The following is a 24,964-nucleotide window of genomic DNA, read 5'->3' as shown; positions in this document are numbered from 1 at the left end:
CCTCGATCTGGCGGCCGCCGACGATACCGGCTCGAGCAGCACCGACAACATCACCAAGAACACCTCGGCGCTGACCATCAGCGGCTCGGGCGAGAACGGCGCGACCGTCACGCTGTTCGACGACGCCAACAACAACGGCGTAGTCGACGCAGGCGAGAGCCTCGGGACCGCGACGGTGAGCGGCGGGGCATTCAGCCTCGACGTCTCTCTTGCGCAAGGCACGCATAATGTGCGGGCGATCCAGACCGATATCGCGGGCAACGCCGGCGCGGCCTCGACCTCGCATGCGCTCGACATCACCGTCGACACCACCGCTCCGGCGGCGCCGACAGGCCTCGATCTGGCGGCCGCCGACGATACCGGCTCGAGCAGCACCGACAACATCACCAAGAACACCTCGGCGCTGACCATCAGCGGCTCGGGCGAGAATGGCGCGACCGTCACGCTGTTCGACGACGCCAACAACAACGGCGTAGTCGACGCAGGCGAGAGCCTCGGGACCGCGACGGTGAGCGGCGGGGCATTCAGCCTCGACGTCTCTCTTGCGCAAGGCACGCATAATGTGCGGGCGATCCAGACCGATGTCGCGGGCAACGCCGGCGCGGCCTCGACCTCGCATGCGCTCGACATCACCGTCGACACGAACGCGCCGACCGTGAGCAGCGTGACGTTTACTAAGAGTGGAAATGATAGGACGGTCACAGTCGTGTTCAGCGAGGCCATTGTGAACTTCGACAGCAGCGACGTGGCCGTATCGAGCGGTACCGTAGGAACGGTGACAGGTTCAGGCACCACCTGGATTGTGTCTATCAGCAATGTAGGCAATCCAGCCAACTTCCAAGTTGTGTCGAGCGGCACCGGCGCGTCGTCGTGGACGGATATCGCGGGCAATGCCGGCGTGGGCTCAGGAATAACGAACATCCACCCAGCCGGCGTCGCCGGTGAGCCCATCAACCTGGCTCTGACGGATCCTTCGGCGGATTCGAACGATTTGATCACGGTCACGGTTACCGGCGTTCCGACGGGCTGGACCCTGAACGCTGGAACGGACAACGGCGACGGTACCTGGACCGTACAAACAAGGGATGTACATTCCCTGGCGGTCACTTCGCCAACCGGCTTTGTGGGTGCGGTCGTGCTGAACATCGCCGAGGCCTGGACGGGAGCGGATGGCAACACGGGGGCCAAGCTGGTCGCCGACAATGTCGAGGCCTATGCGCCCGGTTCGCCGATCTTCGCCTGGTCCGGTGACGACACCCTGACCGGCTCCCACGGCAACGACCTCTTCGTCTTCTCGCAGCCGATCGGCAACGACACCGTGCACAGCTTCGACAAGGTCGCGGACAAGATCGACCTGATTGGCTATTCCGGCTTCCAGAGCTTTGCCGACGTGCAGGCCCACATGACCGACGACGGCAGCGGCAATGCGGTAATTGCCCTTGCCGACGGACAGTCGATCACGCTCGATGGCGTCCACTCCTCCGCGCTCAGCGCCGGCAATTTCGTCTTCGACCAGACGCCGGTGGTCAATAACGCCGGCACTATGTCGATCGGCGACGGCGCCATGCTGCCGCTGAGCGGCACGATCAACAACACCGGCCTCATCTCGCTCGACTCCGCGGGCAGCGACACGCTACTGCAGATCATCCAGCACGGCATCACCCTGCAGGGCGGCGGGCAGGTCGTGCTGTCCGATAGCGACTGGAACGTTATCTCCGGCACGAGCGCGGACGTCACCCTGACCAACGTTGACAACATCATCTCCGGCGCCGGCCAACTGGGCGGCGGCCTGTTGTCCCTGAACAACCAGGGGACGATCGTCGCCACCGGCACCCACGCCCTGGTCATCAACGCTGGCGCCAACACCACCGTCAACTCGGGGACGCTGGAGGCGACGGGCTCTGGAGGCCTGACCATCACCGGGACGCTCGCCAATTCCGGATTGCTCTGGGCCAATGGCGGCAACATCACGATCAACGGCCAGGTCACCGGGACGGGGGACGCCACGATCGGCAATTTGTCGAAGCTGGAGTTCGGCGCAGCCTCGTCGACGGATGTGACCTTCGCGCAGAATGCGGCCGGCACGCTGCAGCTGGACGATTCGTTCGACTTCAGCGGCAGGATCGGCGGGATGACCAACGACGACAAGATCGACCTCGGCGATATCCTGTTCGGCGCGGGAACATCGGCTGCCTATCAGGTAGATTCGACCGGCACTGGAGGAACGTTGACCGTGACCGATGGCACTCACAATGCCACGCTCCACCTCCTGGGCATCTTCGATGAACACAGCTTCACGCTTGTCGACGACGGGGCCGGTAGGACGGTAGTTCAATATGGTCTGACGGCGAGTGGTCTCGGGGCGTGAACGTTGAGGGTGAGCCGCAGGCACCACGCGGCTCAACTTCTGGATCGGCCGGTCGCCGATTCAGCTTACCAATTAAGGTTTACGGCAGGTAAAGGAACCGACTGCGTGGCCGTTTGAAGGATCTGGAGTAACATCGGTTCCGGGCGTGCAACAGGACAGAGGGGCGGTTCTCCGCTGGGTCATTGACTTTCAACAGCAAAAGTAAAGTGGTCGAGGACGCGCTGCTGGCGTGTCGCCATTATTTCCTGGTCGCGGCAGCGTTCAGTCTAGCGATCAACCTGCTCTATCTCGCCTCGCCGCTCTATATGCTGCAGATCTATGACCGGGTGGTCACCAGCGGTAGCGAAACGACGCTGCTGATGCTTACGATAATGCTGCTGGCGGCCTTCCTTGCGCTAGCCGGCCTCGATTTGGTGCGCGCCAGGATCCTGACCCGCGCTAGCGCACGCCTCGACCGGCTGCTTTCGGCGAAGGTCGTCGCCAACTCGCTCGAAGCATCCTTGCCGGGCGCCTCGCAGAGCCAGCCGATCCGCGACTTCGACACGTTCCGGCAGGTCGTTACCGGGAGTGGCATCCACGCGCTGCTCGACCTGCCTTGGTCGCCGATCTACATCGCCATCATCTTCCTGCTGCACCCGTGGCTGGGGTTCTTCGCGCTCGGCTCATCGCTGCTGCTCGTTGCAATGGCGGTGGGCAACGAATATCTGGTACGCGGGCCGCTGAAGCAGGCCAACGACCTGGCAACGGCCAACTACGCCTTCACCGAGATGAGCCTCAGGAACGCGGAGGTCGTCCGCGCCATGGGCATGCTCGACGGTCTTATCCGCCGTTGGGAACGCGATCGAAACCTGGCGCTTCGGCGTCAGGCGGACGCCAGCGACCGCGCCGCGCTCATGTCCGGGCTGATCAGGTTTCTTCGGCTGACCATGCAGTCGCTCATCCTCGGCCTTGGCGCCTATCTGGTCATCGAACGGCAAACGAGCGCCGGCTCCATCTTCGCGGCAAGCCTTCTGCTGGGCCGCGGCTTGCAGCCCGTCGAGCAGATCGTCGGCGCGTGGCGCAGCCTTGTCCTGGCGCGCAGCGCGCTGGCGAGGGTTCGCAAGCTGGTCGATAGCGATGCGAGCAACGACCGTTCGTTCAATCTGCCGAAGCCAACAGGCAAGATCTCGGTCGAGCAGGTCAGCTATGCGATTCCCAGTCTGCAGAAGGTTCTGCTGCGGGACATCTCGTTCCGGCTAGAGGCCGGCGAGGCACTAGGCATAATCGGCCCCTCCGGCGCGGGCAAATCCACGCTCGCCCGCCACCTGGCCGGGGTCATGCAGCCTAGCCGCGGAACCGTCAGACTGGACGGCGCCGACATGACACAGTGGGGTCGAGACGCGCTCGGCGACCATATCGGTTACCTGCCGCAGGACATCGAGCTCTTCTCCGACACCGTCGCTGCAAACATCGGCCGCTTCAAGACCAATGTCGACCAGGAGGTTATCGAGGCCGCCCGCCTGGCCGGCGTGCACGACATGATCATCCGCCTGCCGCAGGGTTATGAGACACAGATCGGCGATGGCGGCGCGGTACTGTCGGGCGGCTACCGGCAGCGGATCGCGCTTGCGCGTGCAGTCTTCGGTATGCCGAAACTGATCATTCTCGACGAGCCGAGTTCTAATCTGGACGCCGACGGCGACCGAGCGCTGAGCGATTGCGCGATCGAGCTCAAGCGCCGCGGCAGCACGGTAATCATCGTGTCGCACCGGCCCTCGACGATCGCGAATGTCGACAAGATCCTACTGTTACGCGACGGTGCGGTCGAAGCCTTCGGCATGCGAAACGAGATCGTGGCGCTGCTCAACCAGCGCGCGGCTCCGACCGTGGTGGCAACGCAATGAGCCGGGTCAGGAGAGATCGTTGAGCGACGGTGCCTTCATCTATCGCAGCCTGCCCGACGAGACCGGCCCCATCGCCTCGGATTCGATTAAGGCGCCCACTCTCGTCGGCCTTTTGATCATCGTTGCCTTCTTCGGCATTTTCGGCGGCTGGGCCGCCATGGCGCCGCTGAACGGCGCGGTGCTCGCGGACGCGGTCGTGAAGGTCGAAGGGAACCGCAAGAGCGTGCAGCATTTCGATGGCGGCACGGTGAAGGAGATACACGTCAAGGACGGCGACATCGTCAAGACCGGCGACATATTGCTGGTGCTGGACGACACGAAGAACCGATCCGAATTCAATCTCTATTCCCAGCAATATGCTTTGTTGCGCGCGACCGATGCCCGCATCCGCGCAGAGCTGGACGGCAAGGAGGCGGTCGCTTTTCCGAAGGACATCACCGTCGAGCATCAGGCGTATCTGCAGGACGCGATGGCCAGCCAGATAGCCGATCTCGAAAGCCAGCGCGCCTCGATGGCAGGCGCTCGGCAGATTCTGCAGAAGCGGATCGCAGAACTCGATGAGCAGATCGACGGCAAGCAAGCACGTGTGGAATCCTTCCGGGCGCAGCTGAAGTCCATCACCGACGAGAAGGTGGGCCTGGACAAGCTGCTGAAGGCCGGATTGACCACGCGCACGCGCATCCTTGAGCTCGACCGCACCGCTTCCGACCTGCAAGGCCTGATAGACCAGAGTCTCGGCGAGATCGCGGGGAACCGCCAGAACAAGGCCGAGCTCGAAAGCCAGATCGCACAGCTTACCAACGAACGCCGTGCCAAGCTCTCGGCAATGCTGATCGATACGCAATCGCAGTTAGCGGACCTTGTGCCCAAGATGTTTGCGAGTCAGGCCGCCGTGGATCGGGCCGTGGTCCGCTCGCCCTATGACGGCCAGGTGATGAACCTAAGCGTCTTTTCCACCGGCGCAATCGTTGCCCCCGGGCAGACGATCCTAGACATTGTGCCTACGCGGAACTCGCTAGTCGTCCAGGCGCAGGTGCGCGTCGAGGACATATCGAGCCTGCGATCTGACATGATGGCGGAAGTGCGCTTTACATCATACAAGCAGCGTTCCATTCCTATCATTCACGGACGCGTAACCCGCATTTCGGCAGATCGCGTCACCGACAGCAAGACCGGATTCCCCTACTACGTGGCCGATGTCGCGGTCGACCCGGCCGAATTAGCCGCAGCGCCGCAGATCACGCTGTATCCGGGGATGCCGGCCTCGGTGATGATTGTCACCGAGGAGCGCACGGCGCTCGACTATATCCTGAGCCCGCTTCTTGCGTCGGTGCATTCCTCCTTCCGCCAGAAGTAAATTGTGGTACGCTAAGTCTTTCCATGCGCTCCTCATAGCCGGTGATGCCCTAGCCGGTGCGCTTGTCGGCTGCCGCACGAGTTGGAAGCCTGTTATGTCATCGATCATGGCAAATCGGCTGGAGGCGAGGTTGGCGCCACTCGTGGCCAACGCGACGCAATCGCGGCAGAAACGGCTTCAGCACCGCAAACAGCACATGGGGATCTGTCGCCGCACACAACTGTCACGTCCATCTCTAGGCCCAGCCCGCAGAGAATTCCATCGTTCGTCCTCTGAGTTGCACTACCGGAGCAGCTTTGCCGCCGAGGCGGCGGCGAATGCCAGTTGGCCCGCGGTCGACGCACGAAACATCGTCACCGACGATCGAGTGCGGTCTGGCTGGCTTGCCTTATCTCTGCTGGCGTCAGTCAGCTGGGCGGGCGGTAATCCAGAATCATTGTCGCGCCGCCCAAAGCTCAGCATGGTGATGGTCTGCCGTGGTCAAGGCCGAAATGAATGTGCCGTACTCCGGACTGCACGCACAAGCGCCGTCTGTTTGTGCGCCAAAGCGACACGGCGGCAACTTGCAACGAGCCGAAGGGACGTCAAGAAGGTCCTAAAAGATGCTGAACTGGATTATGCCTTTAGAGGTAGCCATGCCCGATCAGCCATTCACGGATGATACGGCGCATCGCTTCAGTGCGCATTGGCAAGTCGCCTTGGTCGCGCCGAAAATTGTCCAGAGCGACACCAATCTCTCGGGGAAGTCGCATCGTTATCTGGTCGGTGTCAGAATGAGGTCGACCGACTTTCGAATTTCTGACTTTCTCAATTTTTGACATTCTGCGACAATAGCCACAAAGGATAGCTCTGTCGAGCGATTCACCTGGTGAGGGGAAAAAGCACGCCTTTGACTGCCAGCCCTAGCTCCGCAATTATTAGCCATCGCTAAACTGCGCCGGACGACGAAGGAAGAAACGCTGTCGATCTTCGATGATCTCCAGGAGATTTGGGACATGTATGTCGCGTTGTATCGATCGGGAGATGCTGCCGGCTGCGCTGCTATCTTTACCGACGACGCAGAAGTGCATTCACCTTACGGGTCGCCAGCACGCGGTCGGTTGAAGTGATCGAAGCAGGGCAGCTCGGAAAACCTTGCCTGGACACTGGCCGCCTACTCGGAAGGGATGCAGTCGGCAACGGCACCTCACTGAGTGTTTTCGAACTCAACCTGGCGGAGGCTGGTTGATCCGGATGGGCAGTCTCAATAGCACTGACGCTCGGGGGGGAACCCGGCTAGCTGCCCTCGGCGGCCGGACGTCCGTCCTCGTGGTCGGCGAGCGCTTGCGTGAGTTGCTCGACCCAACGTGTCATGAAGTTCGTGGACACCGTTTCCCGCGAGTTCGATCAGGTCATCCACTATCCCGGCTACCTTCTGGTCAAGCTGCAGGATAGCTCGGATGACGTGGCTCGCAACGGCGGATCGCAACTGTGAGCGGACGGGAAGGTGGAGCAGCTGAAGTGATGAGTCGCGTCATTTTAGCGACTTCGATTCTTGATCGCTCTCGCGCCTTGGCCCGCCCAGCTTACCGTTTAGGCGTGACGTGGACGAGAGCAACGCCGGACCGTTCCGCGGGCGAGATCCCGCGCAGTTCTAATGCCGCGCGGAGCACCACTTTCCGGCTCGCCAAATGAGCCCTCCCCGCCCCTCGACAGAACAGCTGCAAAGGTTGCGGACCCTCATTGCAGACTCGATCGCAGGTCACAAAGCGTATGACGTGCCGGGCGTGTGCAAACGGCTAGGCCTGGGTGATGGCACGACCGATGAGGCGTTCAATAGCAAGTTCAAATACGCCTCGAAGCGCCTCGCCGAGGTGCCGGCCACCGACCTTTTGTCAGTGGGACGCCAGTTACTCGAGGAAATCAACAGCTACGAGCTCAGTGAAGCGATTGCAGCGATCGACGAACTTGGCAGTCCACCCATCACAGAGCTCACTCGAAAGCGCATCGCCTTTATTTTCGGAAGCGGCTCCCTCGCATCCGAGATGGACGATCTCGCGCTCGTCAGCCGCATCTGGCCGGTAAAGGATATGAAACCGGTGTTCGAGGATCACAGCCGCGATCTGTGGGCATCGCCTCACACCCTGGCAGACGACATAGCCGAATGTCGGGTCAAAAATCGCAGCTGGAAAATACCTGACTTTCTGGCCACATTGGGCTTCTTTTCTTGCTCGCGCTCAGTTGTGAGCAAATTCCTGAATGAGATCGTACATCCGCTCGCTCAATCCGCAGCGCGGCAGAAGGAACTGGTGGCCGAGCTCAACACCCATCTGCGTCACGACGGTTATCATCTTGCCGATGCAGGGCGGATGTCGGGTAGTCCCATCTACGAGCTGCGGCCGCTACCAGCGGGTGTGCCCGCCGATGAGAGTATCTCGGCGGTGCTGGCCGCCTTCAATCCCGGCGACATAAGCAGCCGATGGCAAATGGCGATCGATCGCCGCTCATCCGACCCGGCCGGCGCGATCACTCTGGCGCGGACCTTGCTTGAGGACGTCTGCAAATGGGTCCTCCACAAGGCTGGTGAGACCTACGACGAAGAAGCCGAGCTGCCCACACTGTATCGCCGCTTATCCAAGCGCCTAAAGCTGGCCCCCGACGACTACTCGGAGGAGGTGTTCAGGAAGATACTCGGCAGCTGCCAGAACATCGTCGAGTCACTCGGAGCGCTCCGCAACAAGCTCAGCGACGCTCATAGCCCTGGGCCGAGGCGTGCCAAGCCACTGCCCCGGCATGCGGAACTGGCAGTAAACCTAGCGGGCACTATGGCCACCTTCCTAGTCGCCACCTGGGAAGCGAGAAAGAAGGATTAGCGTTTGCTCTCACGCCTGCCCAGGTTGCCGTTGGCGCAACGCCGGGGCTACGCTGTTCGGGTTTCGCTCTCTCCGCCATATCATCAAAAAATCAATAACTTATAGTGAATTCCAGAACTTACCCGCCAAAAAGCCCAGGATGCTATTGATTTTGACAGCATGCGACGGCAGGAGACATCCGGCCGGGGTGCCATTCCCATCGTAAAACGATATCTTGGACCCATCGAAATCACAATTCTGGCAAAAGCGGTGAGCGACTGCTCGCGGCGTTGGGGAGCGAGAGGAAGCGCCGATAGGGCCTCTTCTATGTCCGATGGGGACGTTTGAGTGATGTCGAAGGGACCGGAGGGCAGATTGCACGCCCACCCTAGACACCTCTCCATTGCCGCTACCGGACAGGAATCAAGCGCGATCCTTCAGGTCCGGACGGTACATTCTACTCCCGGACCCTCAAAGCCACTGAAATGCCCTGACGGGACACGATAGAGAGCCTATCGGAGAAACTCCGCCGCACGCTCCCAATACTCCCCGGCATTGGCAATACGTTTGCCCCATGCGCCGGTGTGAGGAACCACCACGACATTTGTCTTGCCAATCAATAAGGGCTCGTCCTCCTGAAGCGCGTCCCTCAACCTCACGCGAGGGCGGCGCGTAAGGTGAGTTCGAATGGCATTGTAGGTCGACACACCTAAGCAGACCGCTATTCGTGGTCGAATGATTTCAATTTGCGGGACGGCGTAACGACAGGCGCAGTACCGAAGGTGGTTGGATGGAATTCGGGCCGTCATATTTCCGGGCTTCGCGAACACGAAAAGATCGGTTGCGTAGGTATCTCCGAAGTTCATCCCGAAATGCTGCGCCAGTCGTGCCTGAAGGTTGATATTGGAGGGCAGCCAAGGGATTTGCCCGAGAGCTACCTGTTCATCGACTACTGGCCTGCCGAGGTTGTCCGCAGAGTTCCAGTCCTGACCGATTATCATTACCGGGCTGTTGACCCGGTGTGCCGATATCGTCCAAGGCACCACATGGTCGTGCTGATCATAAATGCCGCCGTGGAATTCCGAAAAACCTCTGTGCGGCGGTAGGCTATCTAGCCGCCGAGCTCTCGCCAGTTCCGCAATGCGTCGCCGCTTGGACATCCTTCCTCTCCCACCGTCGCGGAACATAATGCTTCCTCGCTATATTCCCCAAGTGGCAAGCGTCCTCTCGGCAGCGGCAGGGTCTTCCTTGGCAAGCGTGGGCTGACGCCGGAGAGCTCGTGGGCTGCCACCACCTCGTCTATGGTAAACCCAGCAGCCTCCGCTTGGGTCCTTTGGTGCCCGATCGTCTGGTCAACGATCGAGACGCGGGCATAGAGAATGACCTTGGACATGGGCTTCCTCGGTGTCCGTTAGCATGATGTACGCTGATTAGACTGTCCGTTGGGAGAGGCCAACCCTAACGGACACCCATTCGGACGGCACCGCCGCTGTGCGCGGGGCTATTGGAATATCTCCGGTTTAGTCTGGGCCGCACCGAGAGCGACATTCCCAGAGCAGGGGATGAGCCCTCCAGCAAGTCTCGCGAAGACGAGTTGATCGAAGACACCTTGGCAGATGGATATGTGGCAATTGTGCTCGAGCGAGAGGCTGTGCGCGAGCGTTGGGAACGCAAGCTCGCAACCAGGAACTACATATCGATTGTAGACCAACACAACAGCGAAACGCGCCTGACGCTCGATGCGGCTCGGGAGCGTTTCAGAGCCAGAGCATTTCGCCAGAAGGGGCTCTCGTCGCTAACAGCAGATCAAGCAACAGCTTTTGACCAAATCACCGGTATCGCGGCGGCGGAAGAACTCGCGAAAAGGCGGGAGATTGATCGGGCCATTGTCAACGCAAGACGAGCGGTAACGACAGCACTTCAACAGCTCGTCTCCCATTGGCAAGCGAGGCTGGAATTGAAGCAGGCGCGAGATCGCGTTGCGGACCTCAACGAGCGGCTAACAGCGGTCAATGGCTTGTTAGCCCAAGGGGGCATGTCTGCTGAAAATCTAGCTGTGATCGAGAAAACACGGGTGTACGCGCGCGCGAACGCATATTTGGAAACCGCATCCGACCTCATCGCATTTGACCAGACGCAGTTTGAGAACGACACACACCTTGCCAAGATTGAACTCCCCGAAAATCTGCCCACCGAAGAGTTTGAGCACTTGCGGCTCTTTCAGAAGGAGGTCGAGGACGCTCGGGGCCGTATTCGAGCTGCAATTGCCGACGTTCAAAAGACCCTCAGTGAGCTTGATGAGAAACACCAGGCCGCGTTGGCCCAGCAGGAGCTTGCGAATGCAACCTTCGCGGGCGTGATGCTCGACGCACATGACGCCGAGCGCGGGCGTCAATCGCTGATAGACGACAGTTCCCGCTTAGCGAAAGACTTGAGCAGTGCGGAGCAAATTGCTGCGAAAGCCATTGCCAGAGAACAGGAGACCAGCGTCCACGGCCCTACCTTTGTTCGAGCCAAGCAAGAGCTTGACGAGTTGCTCGTCACTCGCCGCGAAGTTTTGCAGCGGGCAGCGGAACAGGTGGCCGGAAAGTCGAGCGGCCTGCTGAAAGCTCGCCTTGGCCGCGATTGGAGACCCGAGCAATATGTCACGGCGCTTCAACGACTGACAGAGGGAAGTCACATTACGGATGCCGGACAGAAGTGCTCAACTTGGGTCGCCGCCGCGATAGCCGCAGACCCGGCAGCTTGGGACCAGATCGTCGCTGAGTTTATGGCTATCTATCAACTGAAGATTGCCGCTGGCAGCCCGGTCGAAGCCGGTTCCGAACTCACTTCCAGGATCAGCACGCTCCTTTTTGGTGACGTTACGATCACAGAACGGCAGGCCAGCAAGGTCTACTCGAACCTGAACGACAGCACGCTCGGGCAGATCGTCTCAGCTATCCCTCTGGATCGGATAGTGATGACGTACGTCGACGAGAGCGGCAAGGAAATGCCGTTCGGCCGTGCTTCTCCGGGACAGCAGGCTTCGGCGCTGCTTGAATTGCTGCTGAGACAGTCGGCAGGCACTTTGATCATAGACCAGCCGGAAGACGACTTGGACAACCGGGTAATTATGAAGATTGTAAGCCTGATCCGTACATCGAAAGCCCACAGGCAACTCGTTTTCACGACACACAACCCAAACATTGTGGTCAATGGGGACGCGGACAAAGTGATTGCGCTTCGCACACGAGAAGCCGGACCAGGTGGTGTCGTGGAGGGTCCGACGGTCAGCTTGACGGTGGATGGTGCGATTGAGACTTCTGCTATTCGAGACTACATCACCAACCTGATTGAGGGTGGAAAGGCGGCCTTCGATTTGCGAGGTCGAAAATACGGGTATTGATCGACCTGCACTTGTCCCAATCCGCGTCTCGCGGTGCACATTCGCACCACGAGAGGTCCCGTCACGATCGACGATGTGCGGGACAAGGTGTGCTGCCAGCAATGCGTGTTGCTCCGACATCCTCTGAAATGAGGAACTCGCGCCACGGAGGGACCGATGACGCGGGCCGGCCGATGTTTTGCCCCACCAGCCTGCGATGGAGCGAAGCAGCGGCACCAGACGACCCGCGCCACCACCTCACTAAAAATGGAATGTGTCGGCCGATGGCATAGGGCTTCGCTCGTACGACTTCATTGTTTCAAAGAGATTCTTGCACACAATAAAAAAAGGGTCGTCAATTCTGACACTGGCGTGAACGTTAGACACAGTCTCAAGTTCATTGGCGTGATCTAGGATTTCAGCAATTACCTTGGATCCATCCCATCTTTCACGCATTTCTTGAAATTTGTCAAAACGTTCCATTGCATTCTTCCGGCGATATTCGAAGGCAGCGCGGGCAAACGTTGCCACGGCAATAATTAGAGTTATGACTTCCACCACTCCCTTAACGGCTGCCCAATCTGCATCGGTCATTTGAAATTCCTCCTCTTGGAAATTCCATCTCTTGGGAACGTTATGCTCCGCGTCCAGTCACGGCAAGGAGGCGATGCACATAACAAGGTTCTATCAGAGGTCGGCAGCGCTATCCGGCAGCTGACGCCGGCAGAAGCGAAGCGGTTCTTCGGCTTCGACAGCAAGCCACCGTGCCTATCTATGCCCTCACTGCTATTTTGCAGCTAATCACGACTGGCAAGGTGAGTGGCCACATCTTGCACAGTTCAAAACCAAGACGCCCGGGGCCACGTCGCTTTACTGCTTCGTGTGCGAACGGACCACCGAGGTGGAGCGAGCGGTCTTGTACGGACGAGGCATGCCCAGGAGATGCGATCGCCGAGGGGATATGTCTCACCTGCACTCAAATGCAATGACGTAACTCAAAACAGCATCGGTCCGGCTCGGGTTTTCAATCAGAAATGGAAGGCTGCATGCTTCCGACGGCCTGTGTTGGTTGTGGCTTTGCACAAGTGCCTCTGGCGGACTCTCCGATTCGCTGGTCCTTTCGCTCTTCAAGCCGTTCCGCATTGAATGCTTGCTTTCCCTTCGCGGCCCATAGATTGCGCGCATGATCGCGTTCATGGCTCTGCAACTTCGCGGCGATCCAGAGTAGCGCTCCGTATATGATGGCGCGATCGTCGTTGGTCAGCTCGACGATGCCTGCCTTGACGACGAGGCCGCCGAGTTCGATCAGGTGTCGGGTGCGCTTGCGGCGCTCAACCTGCCAGGTGCGCATGTCATTGCGGGCCTGAGCCGCTTGCCGGCGATTGTGGGCTGCCCGGTTGCGCTGGAGCGCTGCGCAGGTTGCGCTGAGATGCCGGAGCAGTTCGCCGGGACCTGCTCTCGAAAAACGTCACCCCACGCTTGGCCCATGCCTCACGTTTTGCGGTGTCTTGCGTTTCAGCGATTGCGACCAGAGCACCAGCCAGTTCGTCGGCGCTGAGCTGATCGGCGCCGCTGGCGATCACCAGTTCGCCAAGTTGCTGCACCTTTCGCGTTTTGAGTTCTCGTGCCTTGTCGTCTAGCGCTTTCAGTTCCGCGTCGAAGTCCCGTGGTTTACGCATGACTGTCTCCATTGATTGTCGATGCGGCGATGATAGGGGAGCGTCTGCCGGAAGGCTTCAGGGTTGCCGAGACAGCCGGGGACGGGCTGGTCCATCCGGAGATTTTTTCGAGGGAGGGCGCGCTTATACGTCGTGCCGACGTGGGCTTTGACGTGCAAATGATCTGGTCGCGATGGCGATCTATCATCTTCACGTCAAGGTCATTGGCCGCAAGGCTGGGAGCAGTGCTGTGGCATCCGCCGCCTACCGCTCGGCCTCGCGGCTGCGCGACGAGCGCATTGAACGCAGTCATGATTTTTCGGCCAAGCGCGGTGTCGTTCATTCCGAGGTGATGCTGCCGGAGGATGCCCCGGACGCCTGGAGCGACCGCGAACGGCTGTGGAACGATGTCGAAGCCTTCGAAGTGCGCAAGGATGCCCAGCTTGCCCGCGAGGTGGAGTTTGCCCTGCCGCGTGAACTGAGCCAGGCGCAAGGCATCGAGTTGGCGCGCGACTTCGTTCAGGCGGAGTTTGTCAGCCGGGGCATGGTCGCCGATCTCAATGTGCATTGGGACAGAGCAGAGGATGGCAGTCCCAAACCTCATGCCCACGTCATGCTCACCATGCGGTCCGTGGACGAGAACGGTTTTGGCGCAAAGGTGCGCGACTGGAACCAGACTGAACTGGTCGAGCGCTGGCGCGAGCGATGGGCCGAGCTTGCCAATGAGCGCCTTGCCGAACTCGACGTCGACGCCCGCATCGATCATCGCAGTTTGGAAGCGCAGGGCATTGCCTTGGAGCCGCAAACCCAGATTGGTGCCCCGGCTCAACGCATCGAGAGCGGCGGCCTCGACGCTGCCGACACTGAAGCAGATCGCGCCGAACTTCACCGCGAGATCGCGCGCAACAATGGCGCGCGCATCATTGCCGATCCATCCGTCGCGCTGAATGCCATCACGCATCAGCAATCGACTTTTACGCGCCACGACATCGCGAAGTTCTCGCATCGTCACAGCGACGGAATGGAGCAGTTCAACGCGGTCGTGGCAGCCATCAGCAGCGCGCCCGATCTCGTCGAACTCGGCAAGGACGGACGCGCAGAAGATCGCTTCACCACGCGGCAGATGATCGAGACCGAACAGCGCCTGCACCACTCGGCAGAAAGAATGGCGGACAAGAGCGCCATGCGGTGAGTGATGCACATCGCGAAGCCGCTCTGGCGCGCTCAGCGCAACACGGCCTTGTCCTGTCCGGCGAGCAGTCCGAGGCGCTGGATCACATCATAGGTGGCAGCGGTCTTGGTGTCGTTGTCGGTTTTGCAGGCACGGGCAAGAGTGCGATGCTCGGCGTTGCACGCCAGGCATGGGCAGCAGCGGGCTATGAGGTTAAAGGCGCCGCACTCTCCGGCATTGCCGCAGAGAATGTCGAAGGCGGATCAGGCATTGCCTCGCGCACCATCGCCAGCATGGAACACGGCTGGGGACAGGGCCGCGATTTGCTCACCGCGCGCGATGTCCTGGTGATCGACGAGGCAGGCATGGTCGGCACGCGCCAGTTGGAGCGCGTGCTCTCCCATGCGGCGGACGTCGGCGCAAAAGTCGTTCTTGTTGGCGATCCGCAGCAGTTGCAGGCGATCGAAGCGGGTGCTGCATTCCGTTCGATTCACGAGCGCCACGGCGGCGTCGAAATCGGCCAGGTCCGCCGGCAGCGCGAGGACTGGCAGCGCGACGCCACGCGCGACCTGGCAACCGGCAGGATAGGGGCTGCGATCAGCGCTTATGATGAACAAGGCATGGTGCACGAGGCCGCGACGCGCGACGAGGCGCGCGGCAATCTAGTCGAACGCTGGGAGCGCGACAGGCAGGCAGCGCCGGGTGCAAGCCGGATCATTCTCAGCCACACCAACGATGAGGTGCGCATGCTCAACCAGGCAGCGCGTGAGCGCATGCGTGCGGCCGGCGATCTCGGCGACGAGGTTCACGTGGATGTGGAACGCGGTGCACGGAACTTCGCACGCGGCGATCGTGTCATGTTCCTGCGCAACGAACGTGGGCTCGGCGTCAAGAACGGCACGCTTGGCATCGTGGAGGATGTCAGCGTACAAAGCATGACGGCACGTACCGATGACGGGCGTTCGGTTCGCTTTGACCTGAAAGACTATGCCCACATCGACCACGGATATGCCGCGACAATCCACAAAGCGCAGGGCATGACGGTTGACCGAACCCACGTCCTGGCGACGCCGGGTATGGATGCCCATGGGAGCTACGTTGCCCTGTCGCGGCATCGAGACGGGATGGACCTGCATTACGGCGGCGACGACTTCGCGACACGGGACCGGCTTGTCCGTACGCTGTCACGTGACCGCGCCAAGGACATGGCGTCGGACTACGAGCAGATCGATCCGGCGCACAGCTATGCCGAGCGGCGCGGCATCACCTTTCGCGAGCGTGTCGCAGAGATCGTGCGCAAGGTCGTGCCGGAAAGGCTACGCAACATGTTCGACGGCCGGCGCCCTTCGGCAGATGGCGCGCCCGACTTCGACGCCATGCGCAGGCCGGAAAGAGAGGAAGTGCGCCTCGAACCCGCCGCGCCCGCCAGAGAGATCGCCGAGGACGGGCAAGCGGCGTTGCGGAAAGCCCGAACCGATGCGCTCGTGCGTCATGCCCGCGCCATGGACGCGATATTCAGCGACGAGGGCGCGGGAAACAAGGCCAGCCCGATGCGGTTGCGCGAACTGGCTGACGCCCGAAAAGCCTTCGACGAGGTGCGGCCCCATGGCTGGCGCGATGCCGAGGCGGCTTATGTCAAGAGCCCGGAACTTGTCGCCGAGGCCGCCGGCGGACGGATCAACCGCGCCATCCGCGCCCTCCAGCTTGAAACCGAAATCCGCACCGGGCTGGACAACGATCCGGGCCGCCGCGCAGATCATTTCGTGGAGCGTTGGCACAAACTCGACCGGACCAGCCAGCACCAGTATCAGGCGGGTGACATGTCCGGCTACAAGGCCACGCGATCGGCGATGGGTGACATGGCCAAAAGCCTCGAGCGCGATCCGCAGCTTGAATCCATCCTCGCCAACCGAAAGCACGACCTTGGCATCAGCGTCGATTCTGGTCGGCGCCTTGGTGCGGAACTCGCATTCACCCACGGCATCGACCTCGGGCGGGGCCGGGGCATTGGACTCTAGACAGTCCTATCTGCCGCCGTCTCTATTCCGGGGCACGATGACGCGGAAAACCTGCTTGCGCGCCCGCAAGTGTCTGTCCTCTCTTGGTCAGGAGCAGTCAAAAACAACCAGCAGGAGGCAGTGCGTCCATGCGCGAACCAGACCGTATCATCCGCCTGAAAACCGTCGTCTCCCGGACAGGTCTGTCCCGGTCCACCATCTATCGCAAGATCGCCGACGGCACCTTCCCACGCCAGATCCAGATCAGTATCCACGGTGCAGGCTGGCATGAATCCGACATCAGTCGCTGGATCACCAATCCCGTTTCATGGCGTCTGCAAGACGAGGGCGACAAGTTGTGATGAGGGTGATGCACACTGCGCGGAAAGCTGGCCTTCATCGAGACGCAGCGGTCACGGCGGCAGGATTACTGCCATGTCCGCCAGGAGCGCCGCCGAGGCGAGCGAAAACGGCAAACCGAAACGATGGTCGGCCTCGCGCCCATCAAGATGGCTTGCTCAAGCAGGGCAACTTTGGAGCGAAGCGGCCGTGACGGGCTGCCTCCGATCAGGCTTCCTTCGAGGCAGACTGCTTCCTGACCACCTATAAGGGCTGCCAACCAACGGTTGCCCGATCGATCCGGTGATCGTCGCTAGATCGATATTTATGGTGGCGGGCGAGGTCATCCAGCACCGATCGGATATGCGGCCAGGGGAAATCGTCCGGATGTTCCCAGTGCTCACCGTCACGCAGAATGACCGTGAGCTTGGCCAAAATGCCTTCGATGGACGTGGCCGCTGTCTGCGGTAGATCATCCAGAAGTGCGCTTTCGGCTGTTTCCGATTGTCGGATCAGTTCGTCTGTTCTCGAATAGCCGATCTCATCATCAGCAGCGTCCCAGCGCGCCTGGTGTGCCGCGAAATCCGCAAGCGCCCTGCGCCATTCGACTTCATTTTCAGGAGAGTAGGCATCGTTCAGGCTCTCGATGGAATGGAGCGCCACGTCCGTACCGTCGGCAAGCCGAACCTTGGCGTAGGGAAAGCCGACCGTCCTGGCGAGGTGCGTCTCCAACCGTTGCTGTTCGCGGCACAGCGCCAATGTCTCATCGCGGATCTTTTGCCAGTTCTCACACAGACGAAGAGCAGGATCAGCTGCGCTGCTGCCGTCCGACAGTTCGGCGGCCCGCGACTTTACCTGGAAGGGCCATGCCACGGCGGCCGTGGCCGTGCCCGCCAGCAAGCGCCGCCGGGTGACGAAAGACAAACTCATGCTATTGTCGGAATCATCCATGATCTGAGCTCTATGAAAGCTGGGGTTGTGGTTAGGTTGGACAGGTGTGACCGCACCTGTCCAACCGCTCAAGATGCTTGTCGGCATCAGCGGTAGTAGCAGTGTTACTATCTATGGCCAGCAAATGCAACACTTAGTAACAGGGTTACTACGAATGGCAATAACTTCGGCCCAGTGTCGGATGGCGCGGGCAGCTCTTCATCTAGGCATTCGGGAGCTTGCTGCCCTCGCCAAGGTCTCTCCCAACACTATCGCGCGATTGGAGCGCGGCGAGGTTCTGTTCGACAACACCCTGCAGGCGGTACAAAGCGCCCTGGAGAACGCTGGCATCGAATTTATTCCAGAGAATGGTGGTGGACCCGGCGTGCGCTTAGCCAGCCGAAATTAGAAGGTGGCGTCACGCACGCCCATCGAACTGAGCGATGTTGCTGAACAGCTTAGCGTTCCGTTTTGCTCGCGAACTTATCGCCTTCGGCCAGCGTCGCCGAGGCTCATGTCTTAGAGCTTTGGTCCGTTCCCGCCCCGCAAAAACGCAGCCCAATCGCTCATCATGGCGCGGCGCTTCTCAATCATGGTTTCGCGCCGGTATGCGGCCTCAACGTCGCTGTTGATGGCGTGGGCAAGCGCAAATTCCCGCATGTCTCGGGGATAGTCGGACAACTCCCCTGCCCAATCAGAAAACGTTGACCGCAGTCCATGGGGCACAGCTGGACGCTTCGAGTTCTTGTCGAGCCAGCCCGTTCGGCCCGCCTCGATCTCGCTTTCGTGCATCCGCCTCATGGTAGCGCTCAACGTCATGTCGGATAGCATGCCGCCCCGGATCGCCGGAAACACATATTCTGTGTCGGCGGCCGCGGCCTCTCTCATCGCAGTTAGGATTGTCATTGCCGCATCGGATAGCGCCACAACGTGCGGCCGCCTCATTTTCATTCGCGATGCCGGCACCGTCCACAATTTGGCGTGCCAATCGATTTCAGGCCATTCCATGCCGCGCACTTCGCCTGATCGCGCAGCGGTCAATGTCGCGAATTCCAATGCCCGGGCACCCGTGCCTTCGCGTTTGCACAATGCTGCGAACCACGTGGGCGCGTCTTTTAACTGAACGGCGGGCTGATTATCGACTGTCGCAACCTTGCTTGGCTTGGACAACATGGCATTGAGATTGCCCTTCCACTGTGCCGGATTGTCGCCCTCGCGGTGTCCGTGTGCCTTTGCCCAATCGAGCACGCGTTCGCAACGTTGCCGCAAACGCGTGGCCGTCTCCGTCTTGGTCGTCCAGATCGGCTTAAGGATTTCGACCATGTGATGTTTGGTGACTTCGGAAACTGCAAGATTGCCGATGACGGGCATTGCATACGTGTCCAGCGTGGATTGCCATTGCTTCCGATGCTTCTCGTTCCTGAATTCCGCCAGCGTGTCGACAAGGAATCTGTCAACGGCATCGCGGAATGTGAGATGGCGCTTTGCGGCCTCGATCGCGGCTTTGCGACGGTCGCGCTTCTCATGAAGCGGATTTATGCCGCTGCGGATTTTGTCTTTGGTCGCTCTCGCCCGCTCGCGGGCTTCGCCCAATGATACGTCATGCCCGCCAAGACCCATTTCGCAACGCCGGCCATTGATGTTTGTTGTGCGCAATAGCCATGATCGGCCGCCGCCCGGCGTGATTTGGAGCATGAGCCCGGCAACACCGCCAACGGCAAACACAGCGTTGCCCGGTGTGGTCGATCCGGGGTGTTTCAAGTTCTTGACGGCTAGTGCTGAAAGTTCCTTCGCGATCTTCGGCATTCTCAATCCCATCATCTTACCCGCCAAAAATAATGGCATCGGATGATGCGAGTTGCAACGGCGCGAGACAGCCATTTCAGATTAAAGCATTGATATTAAATTATGATTTTCATTGATTGAGACGACATGAGACAGCAATATGGCTGTCGCTCTCTCCGCCATAAATCCTCGGAATGCCATTGGATGCGACTGGGTGCAACGGCATCCTATAGCGCGTCACTGCGTCTAGGGTGGCCCGCCGCCCACCCCGAAAACCTTTATAAAATTCCTATTTCTTTCCCATCCGCCCCGTCTCGAACCTTTATGGCGATCGGGTCCATATAACACGCCACAGAAGCTTTGAATGCCGTCGCCATCGAGGCGACGAGCAAGCGCGAACGGTTTTTGGCCTCTTCCATCGTGGCCGAAAGACAAAGTAGAAGCAAGGAAGGCAATCATGGACGTCATTGTTGTCGGGATCGGGGTTTTGTTCTTCGCTCTATCCCTCGTCTACGTCAAAGCCTGCGACAGAATCTGAGCGGAAGGATCGAATCATGCTTTTCGATTACATCCTCGGTGGAGGCGTAACCTTGTTCTTGCTTGCTTACCTCACCTACGCCCTCATTCGTCCAGAACGCTTCTGAAGGCGCGGAAAGCCACAGCCATGACACTGAACGGGTGGATACAGATCGTCCTCTATTGCGGGATCCTCGCTTTGCTGGTGAAGCCGCTTGGCTTCTACATGCACCGCGTCTTCAAAGGCGATCGCACGCCGCTTTCGCCAGTCTTCCGCCCGCTCGAGCGGGGGCTCTACCGCATTTGCGGAACCAGCGAGCGCGAGGAACAGCATTGGACCACCTATGCGGTGGCCCTGCTGCTGTTCAACCTGGCGGGCTTCCTGGTGCTCTATGTCCTGCAGCGTCTGCAAGGCAGCCTGCCCTACAATCCGGCCGGCATGAGCGCGGTCGACCCGGCGCTCGCCTTCAACACCGCCGCCAGCTTCATGACCAACACCAACTGGCAGAACTACGGCGGCGAAAGCACGATGTCCTACCTCGTGCAGATGGCCGGCCTGACGGTCCAGAATTTCGTTTCGGCCGCCACCGGCATCGCCATTGCGATTGCGCTGATCCGCGGATTTGCCCGCTCCTCCGGAAGATCGATCGGTAATTTCTGGGTCGATATGACGCGCGCCACGCTCTATCTGCTTTTGCCGCTCTGCGTCGTGCTCACCCTTGTCTATGTCTGGCTCGGTATACCGCAGACGCTCGGGCCTTACGTCGATGCCGTCACGCTCGAGGGCGCCAGGCAGACGATCGCGCTCGGCCCGGTCGCCTCGCAGGTCGCCATCAAGATGCTCGGCACCAATGGCGGCGGGTTCTTCAACGCCAACGCGGCACATCCCTTCGAAAACCCCGATGCCATCTCCAACCTGATCCAGATGCTGTCGATCTTCGCCGTCGGTGCTGCCTTGACCAACGTCTTCGGCCGCATGGTCGGTAACCAACGCCAGGGCTGGGCAATCCTGGCCGCCATGGGCGTGCTGTTCATCGCCGGCGTCGCCGTCTGCTACTGGGCGGAAGCCGCGGGCAATCCGCTGGTCCATGCACTCGGCATCGACGGCGGCAACATGGAAGGCAAGGAGACCCGTTTCGGCATCGCGCTCTCGGCTTTGTTCGCGGTCATCACCACGGCGGCCTCCTGCGGCGCTGTCAACGCCATGCATGACTCGTTCACCGCCCTCGGCGGCATGATCCCGCTCATCAACATGCAGCTTGGCGAGGTCATCGTCGGCGGCGTCGGCGCGGGTTTCTACGGCATGCTGATGTTCATCCTGATCGCCGTCTTCGTCGCCGGCCTGATGGTCGGCCGCACGCCTGAATATCTCGGCAAGAAGATCGAGGCCAAGGAGGTCAAGATGGCGATGCTGGCCATCCTGTGCCTGCCGCTGGCGATGCTGGTCTTCACGGCCATCGCGGTGGTGCTGCCGAGCGCGGTGGCCTCGATCGCCAATGGCGGGCCGCACGGCTTCTCCGAAATCCTCTATGCCTACACCTCGGCGGCGGCCAACAACGGGTCCGCCTTCGGCGGCCTCGGCGGCAACACGCCCTGGTACAACATCACGCTCGGCATCGGTATGCTGATGGGCCGTTTCCTGGTCATCATCCCAGCGCTCGCCATCGCCGGCGCGCTGGCGGCGAAGAAGACCGTGCCCGCCTCGGCCGGCACCTTCCCGACCGACGGCCCGCTGTTCGTCGGGCTGCTGGTCGGCGTCATCGTCATCGTCGGCGGCCTGACCTTCTTCCCGGGGCTCGCCGTCGGACCTGTTGTCGAGCACCTGGCGATGATCCATGGACAGACATTCTGAGGCGGACATGTCCTGGTTCAACAACAAGCGCCGCAATGTCAGGCATCGGGCCGATCCGGAGAAGGAGGGAATGCCGCCTCCTTTCCCGACCCTGTCGACATTTCTTGGGCTTGCCGCCGCCATGATCGCGCTCTGGCTGCTGGCCTACGGACTTCCTCATCTTTTTCCGGCATCCGACCAATCGGTGCCGCGCATCAACATTGAAGCCGGAGCTTCAAAATGAGCCACTCAAAATCGGCCAACATCATGGATGCCGGCATCCTGTGGCCCGCCATTGGCGGTGCCTTCCGCAAACTCGATCCGCGCACGCTGGCCCGCAACCCGGTGATGTTCGTCGTCGCCGTCGTCTCGGCACTGACATCGGTGCTGTTCGTCAAGGACCTCGTCACCGGAGGCGGCGATCCGCGCTTCACGCTGCAGATCATCATCTGGCTGTGGTTCACCGTGCTGTTTGCCAATTTCGCCGAAGCCGTCGCCGAAGGTCGCGGCAAGGCACAGGCGGATTCGCTGCGCAAGGCGCGCACCGAAACCCAGGCCAAGCTTTTGGCCGGCGAGGATCGGACGAAATTCAAGCTGGTGCCGGGCACCGGTTTGAAGGTCGGCGACATCGTTCTCGTCGAGGCCGGCGACATCATCCCGTCCGACGGCGAGGTGGTGGAAGGCGTCGCCTCGGTCAACGAGGCGGCGATCACGGGCGAGTCCGCGCCGGTCATCCGCGAATCCGGCGGCGACCGCTCGGCGGTCACCGGCGGCACGCAGGTGCTCTCCGACTGGATCCGCGTGCGCATCACCGCCGCCGCCGGCCATACTTTCCTCGACCGCATGATCTCGCTGGTCGAGGGCGCCGAGCGCCAGAAGACGCCGAACGAGATAGCGCTCAACATCCTGCTCGTCGCCATGACGCTGATCTTCGTTCTGGCCACCGCGACCATCCCGAGCTTCGCCTCCTACTCGGGCGGCTACATCTCGGTGACCGTGCTCGTCGCGCTGTTCGTGACGCTGATCCCGACCACGATCGGCGCGCTGCTGTCGGCCATCGGCATTGCCGGCATGGACCGCCTGGTGCGCTTCAACGTGCTGGCCATGTCGGGCCGGGCCGTGGAGGCCGCCGGCGACGTCGACACGCTGCTGCTCGACAAGACCGGCACGATCACGCTCGGCAACCGCCAGGCGACCGAATTCCGCCCGGTCAAGGGCGTCAGCGAGCAGGAACTGGCCGACGCAGCACAGCTTGCCTCGCTCGCCGACGAGACGCCGGAAGGCCGCTCGATCGTGGTGCTGGCCAAGGAGAAATATGCCATCCGTGCCCGCGACATGGCAACGTTGCACGCCACGTTCGTGCCCTTCACGGCGCAGACCCGCATGAGCGGCGTCGACATGGACGGCTCCTCGGTACGCAAGGGCGCGGTCGATTCGATCCTGACCTATGTCAGCCAGCCGACATCGGCCACGCATGGCACACGGCCCGGAAGCGATACCGTGCGCGACCTGCAGACGATCGCCGACGAGGTCGCCAAATCGGGCGGTACGCCGCTGGCGGTCGAGAGGGACGGGCGACTGCTCGGCGTCGTCCACCTCAAGGACATCGTGAAGGGCGGCATCCGCGAGCGCTTCGCCGAGCTGCGCAGCATGGGCATCCGCACGGTGATGATCACCGGCGACAATCCGATGACGGCGGCAGCCATCGCGGCGGAAGCCGGCGTCGACGACTTCCTCGCCCAGGCAACGCCCGAGGACAAGCTGAAGCTGATCCGCGACGAGCAGGCCAAGGGCAAGCTGGTCGCCATGTGCGGCGACGGCACAAACGATGCGCCCGCCCTTGCGCAGGCCGATGTCGGCGTCGCCATGAACACCGGCACGGTCGCCGCCCGCGAGGCCGGCAACATGGTCGATCTCGACAGCGATCCGACCAAGCTGATCGAGATTGTCGAGATCGGCAAGGCGCTGTTGATGACGCGCGGTTCGCTGACGACCTTCTCGATCGCCAATGACGTCGCCAAGTACTTCGCCATCATCCCGGCCATGTTCGCCGTCTTCTACGTCGCGCCCGGCCAGACGACCGGCCCGCTGCAGGCGCTCAACATCATGCACCTTGCGACACCGCAGAGCGCCATCCTGTCGGCCATCATCTTCAACGCGCTGATCATCATCGCGCTGATCCCGCTGTCGCTGCGCGGCGTGAAGTACCGGGCGATCGGCGCCGGCGCGCTGCTCAGCCGCAACCTTCTCGTCTACGGCCTCGGCGGCATCGTCGTGCCGTTCGTCGGCATCAAGACAATCGACATGGCCGTCACGGCCCTCGGCCTTGCATAAGGATCATTCCGATGCTCAAGCAAATCAGACCCGCGATCATCATGATCGTCTTCTTCACCGTGCTGACCGGGCTCATCTATCCCTTGGGGATGACCGGCATCGCCCAGGCGCTGTTCCCGCGCCAGGCCAATGGCAGCCTGATCGAGAAGGACGGTAAGGTGATCGGTTCCGAACTGATCGGCCAGGCCTTCGCCAGCGACAAGTATTTTCACGGACGACCTTCCGCCGCGGGCAATGGCTATGATGCCGGCGCCTCGGGTGGTTCCAATCTCGGCCCGACCAATCCGAAGCTGATCGAGCGCATCAAGGGCGATGCCGAGAAGCTGAAGGCGGAAAATCCGAATGCGCCGGTGCCGATGGACCTGGTGACCACATCCGGTAGCGGCCTTGATCCGCAGATCAGCCCCGAGGCCGCTTATTTCCAGGTTCCGCGCGTGGCCAAGGCCAGGGGCATCGACGAAGCCAAGCTCAAGGCGCTCGTCGACAGCCAGGTCGAGGACCGGGAATTGGGCATGCTCGGCGAGCCGGCGATCAATGTGCTGGCTCTCAACCTGGCGCTGGATGCCGCGAAATAGGTGATGGCCGGCGCCGGGGATC

General features: G+C 61.0%; 19 protein-coding genes and 2 pseudogenes. 14 read left to right on the top strand and 7 right to left on the bottom strand.

Going from position 1 to position 24,964, the window contains the following annotated elements:
- From FJW08_RS32600 to FJW08_RS30475, 5 genes are all read left to right on the top strand, one after another.
- The coding region (locus tag FJW08_RS32600) for an Ig-like domain-containing protein (RefSeq protein WP_246682665.1) at positions 1 to 2,368 on the top strand (2,368 nt) is incomplete at its 5' end.
- 206 nt (positions 2,369 to 2,574) lie between these two features.
- Positions 2,575 to 4,251, top strand: coding sequence for a type I secretion system permease/ATPase (locus tag FJW08_RS30490; RefSeq protein WP_246682664.1), 1,677 nt, complete (start codon positions 2,575 to 2,577; stop codon positions 4,249 to 4,251).
- Positions 4,252 to 4,270: 19 nt separating this feature from the next.
- On the top strand, positions 4,271 to 5,608 hold the full coding sequence (locus FJW08_RS30485; protein WP_140813525.1) for an HlyD family type I secretion periplasmic adaptor subunit: 1,338 nt from the start codon (positions 4,271 to 4,273) through the stop codon (positions 5,606 to 5,608).
- 1,351 nt (positions 5,609 to 6,959) lie between these two features.
- Positions 6,960 to 7,082, top strand: coding sequence for a hypothetical protein (locus FJW08_RS33325; RefSeq protein WP_281408472.1), 123 nt, complete (start codon positions 6,960 to 6,962; stop codon positions 7,080 to 7,082).
- A 196-nt stretch (positions 7,083 to 7,278) separates the two neighbouring features.
- A complete protein-coding gene (locus FJW08_RS30475; protein ID WP_140813524.1) occupies positions 7,279 to 8,460 on the top strand; it encodes an abortive infection family protein in 1,182 nt (393 codons plus the stop codon).
- 491 nt (positions 8,461 to 8,951) lie between these two features.
- On the opposite strand, the gene FJW08_RS30470 is transcribed toward FJW08_RS30475, so the two are convergent.
- Together FJW08_RS30470 and FJW08_RS33425 are read right to left on the bottom strand one after the other, a co-directional pair.
- Positions 8,952 to 9,599 (bottom strand): uracil-DNA glycosylase family protein, encoded by a 648-nt coding sequence (locus tag FJW08_RS30470; protein ID WP_181183094.1) that lies wholly within the window; start codon positions 9,597 to 9,599, stop codon positions 8,952 to 8,954.
- 83 nt (positions 9,600 to 9,682) lie between these two features.
- A pseudogene (locus FJW08_RS33425) lies at positions 9,683 to 9,832 on the bottom strand (recombinase family protein); the annotation flags it as partial.
- A gap of 201 nt (positions 9,833 to 10,033) precedes the next feature.
- On the opposite strand from FJW08_RS33425, the gene FJW08_RS30460 reads away from it, so the two are divergent.
- Entirely contained in the window at positions 10,034 to 11,827 is a 1,794-nt protein-coding gene (locus FJW08_RS30460) for an AAA family ATPase (RefSeq protein ID WP_140813522.1), read from the top strand.
- 240 nt (positions 11,828 to 12,067) lie between these two features.
- Here FJW08_RS30460 and FJW08_RS30455 read toward each other — a convergent pair whose 3' ends face one another.
- The 3 genes from FJW08_RS30455 to FJW08_RS30445 all read right to left on the bottom strand — a co-directional run bounded on the left by FJW08_RS30455 (position 12,068) and on the right by FJW08_RS30445 (position 13,485).
- Positions 12,068 to 12,400 carry a hypothetical protein gene (locus tag FJW08_RS30455; protein WP_140813521.1) on the bottom strand — a complete coding sequence of 111 codons (333 nt, stop codon included), beginning with the start codon at positions 12,398 to 12,400 and terminating at the stop codon, positions 12,068 to 12,070.
- Positions 12,401 to 12,830: 430 nt separating this feature from the next.
- Positions 12,831 to 13,157 carry a conjugal transfer protein TraD gene (locus FJW08_RS30450; protein WP_140813520.1) on the bottom strand — a complete coding sequence of 109 codons (327 nt, stop codon included), beginning with the start codon at positions 13,155 to 13,157 and terminating at the stop codon, positions 12,831 to 12,833.
- 1 nt (position 13,158) lies between these two features.
- Positions 13,159 to 13,485 (bottom strand): conjugal transfer protein TraD, encoded by a 327-nt coding sequence (locus FJW08_RS30445; protein ID WP_140813519.1) that lies wholly within the window; start codon positions 13,483 to 13,485, stop codon positions 13,159 to 13,161.
- 172 nt (positions 13,486 to 13,657) lie between these two features.
- Here FJW08_RS30445 and traA point away from each other — a divergent pair.
- Both traA and FJW08_RS30435 read left to right on the top strand, forming a co-directional pair.
- Positions 13,658 to 16,653: pseudogene (traA, locus tag FJW08_RS30440) on the top strand (Ti-type conjugative transfer relaxase TraA).
- Positions 16,654 to 16,781: 128 nt separating this feature from the next.
- A complete protein-coding gene (locus tag FJW08_RS30435) occupies positions 16,782 to 16,994 on the top strand; it encodes an AlpA family phage regulatory protein (RefSeq protein WP_140813518.1) in 213 nt (70 codons plus the stop codon).
- Positions 16,995 to 17,235: 241 nt separating this feature from the next.
- Here FJW08_RS30435 and FJW08_RS30430 read toward each other — a convergent pair whose 3' ends face one another.
- Entirely contained in the window at positions 17,236 to 17,922 is a 687-nt protein-coding gene (locus tag FJW08_RS30430) for a hypothetical protein (protein ID WP_140813517.1), read from the bottom strand.
- A 181-nt stretch (positions 17,923 to 18,103) separates the two neighbouring features.
- On the opposite strand from FJW08_RS30430, the gene FJW08_RS30425 reads away from it, so the two are divergent.
- Positions 18,104 to 18,310: a helix-turn-helix transcriptional regulator gene (locus FJW08_RS30425; protein WP_140813527.1), complete on the top strand. Its 207-nt coding sequence runs from the start codon at positions 18,104 to 18,106 to the stop codon at positions 18,308 to 18,310.
- Between the two features lie 110 nt (positions 18,311 to 18,420).
- Here FJW08_RS30425 and FJW08_RS30420 read toward each other — a convergent pair whose 3' ends face one another.
- Positions 18,421 to 19,707 (bottom strand): tyrosine-type recombinase/integrase, encoded by a 1,287-nt coding sequence (locus FJW08_RS30420; protein WP_140813516.1) that lies wholly within the window; start codon positions 19,705 to 19,707, stop codon positions 18,421 to 18,423.
- A gap of 533 nt (positions 19,708 to 20,240) precedes the next feature.
- Here FJW08_RS30420 and kdpF point away from each other — a divergent pair.
- The 5 genes from kdpF to kdpC are packed head-to-tail and all read left to right on the top strand — an operon-like array spanning position 20,241 to position 24,942.
- Complete coding sequence (gene kdpF / locus FJW08_RS30415; protein ID WP_032919213.1) at positions 20,241 to 20,330, top strand: K(+)-transporting ATPase subunit F; 90 nt, start codon at positions 20,241 to 20,243, stop codon at positions 20,328 to 20,330.
- A gap of 20 nt (positions 20,331 to 20,350) precedes the next feature.
- Positions 20,351 to 22,054, top strand: coding sequence for a potassium-transporting ATPase subunit KdpA (gene kdpA / locus FJW08_RS30410; protein ID WP_140813515.1), 1,704 nt, complete (start codon positions 20,351 to 20,353; stop codon positions 22,052 to 22,054).
- A gap of 7 nt (positions 22,055 to 22,061) precedes the next feature.
- Positions 22,062 to 22,277, top strand: coding sequence for a hypothetical protein (locus FJW08_RS30405; protein ID WP_140813514.1), 216 nt, complete (start codon positions 22,062 to 22,064; stop codon positions 22,275 to 22,277).
- The gene (gene kdpB, locus FJW08_RS30400) at positions 22,274 to 24,367 is read left to right on the top strand and encodes a potassium-transporting ATPase subunit KdpB (protein ID WP_140813513.1); all 2,094 of its coding nucleotides are present in this window, start codon (positions 22,274 to 22,276) and stop codon (positions 24,365 to 24,367) included. Before FJW08_RS30405 ends, kdpB begins: the two co-directional genes overlap by 4 nt.
- Positions 24,368 to 24,378: 11 nt before the next feature.
- A complete protein-coding gene (gene kdpC / locus FJW08_RS30395; RefSeq protein WP_140813512.1) occupies positions 24,379 to 24,942 on the top strand; it encodes a potassium-transporting ATPase subunit KdpC in 564 nt (187 codons plus the stop codon).
- The last annotated feature ends 22 nt before the right edge of the window (positions 24,943 to 24,964 follow it).

The sequence above is a fragment of the Mesorhizobium sp. B3-2-1 genome, assembly GCF_006439515.1.
In the GTDB taxonomy this organism is placed as follows: Bacteria; Pseudomonadota; Alphaproteobacteria; order Rhizobiales; family Rhizobiaceae; genus Mesorhizobium.
This window is presented reverse-complemented; position numbering and strand designations above follow the sequence as displayed.